This window comes from Okeania hirsuta, assembly GCF_003838195.1.
Lineage (GTDB): Bacteria > Cyanobacteriota > Cyanobacteriia > Cyanobacteriales > Microcoleaceae > Okeania > Okeania hirsuta.
Map to the genome: position 1 here is coordinate 1 of NZ_RCBY01000580.1, position 1,373 is coordinate 1,373.

Here is a 1,373-nt window from a genome sequence, read left to right on the forward strand (position 1 = left end):
TAACTATTGTCCAATAGTTACTGGACTCTATACACAGTGTCTTTGCGTAAGTCCTGTTGATAAAGCAATGTGCGCTGGTATATTTACAAAATTCAGGAGGTGTCCAATAGCTAAAAGTCTTATATGATCAGCAATTTATTCCCCTCCTGGGAGGGGGAGGGGCGAGGGGTGGGTTGCCTATTGCCAGATGAGCTGTTACCTGTGCACAGCGCTATAAAGCAATACAATAATTAATCAATAATATTACTCAGAATGTAAACCGTGAAAATATTCATCTACCACACTCCCGAAGAAACCCCCACCGAAAATATGCCAGACTGCGCGATCGCGGTTGATGTCCTCAGAGCAACAACAACAATGGCCACAGCATTAAATGCAGGTGCAGAAGCAGTACAAGTATTTAGCGATGTTCAAGAATTAATGGCAGTCAGCGAGCAATGGCCTGCTGACAAACGCATTCGTGTAGGAGAAAGAGGAGGCAAAAAAGTAGAAGGTTGTGATGAAGGCAACTCACCCCTCAACTTTACTTCAGAAGTTGTCAAAGATAAACGTTTATTTATGACTACTACTAATGGCACTCGTTGTCTTCAGCGGATTCAAAATGCTAAAGTTGTCCTAGCAGCAGCACTTGTCAATCGTCGCTCTGTAGTTGAATATCTCAAAACCAACAAACCAGAAACTATTTGGATCTTGGGTTCTGGGTGGGAAGGTAGTTATTCATTGGAAGATACAGTCTGTGCAGGAGCGATCGCTCACACCCTAATTACAGAAACTAATTCTCTCCCAGATGAAACTGTAGGAAATGATGAAGTATTTGGCGCAGTATCCCTCTATCTTCAGTGGGAGCAAAAATTATATGAACTATTAAATTATGCCAGTCACGGCAAACGTCTCCAACGCTTAGAATGTTATGAAGACCTCAAATATTGCTCTCAAACTGACACCTTAGATATTTTGCCTATGCAGAAAGAACCAGGAGTTTTAATTAGAGCATAATTGAAGAAGGAGTCAGGAGTCAGGAGTCAAGAGACAGGAGGTAAGAGGGTAGATGTGCGGAGAAATGATACAAAAAACACTCCTTACTTCAGATTTTCGGTCAAAATTGATGCGCGAAAAGACTTGACTACCATAATTATATAGGTCTCAAATGGGTTCTATAGAACCCATTTATAGCAACTTCCAGGTTGGTGTTTGACAATTAGTGCGAGCATCTTGCTCGGGTCATACAGCGGTTTTCATTTAGGTAGACCACAGTAGGGACGTTCCATGGAACGTCCCTACAAGGTTTGATGTGTGAAGATGTGGTTCATCAATTTGAAAAGCGCTGTAAATCATCATAATTACTCGATGTCCTAACTATATTGGCGACTGCT

General features: G+C 41.7%; 2 protein-coding genes. Both read left to right on the forward strand.

The annotated features are described in order from the left end of the window. Nucleotides 1-261 precede the first annotated feature (261 nt). The gene (locus tag D5R40_RS32995) at nt 262-996 is read left to right on the forward strand and encodes a 2-phosphosulfolactate phosphatase family protein (RefSeq protein WP_124143422.1); all 735 of its coding nucleotides are present in this window, start codon (nt 262-264) and stop codon (nt 994-996) included. Further along, a complete protein-coding gene (locus tag D5R40_RS38720) occupies nt 997-1,140 on the forward strand; it encodes a hypothetical protein (RefSeq protein ID WP_205127853.1) in 144 nt (47 codons plus the stop codon). Nucleotides 1,141-1,373 lie beyond the last annotated feature (233 nt).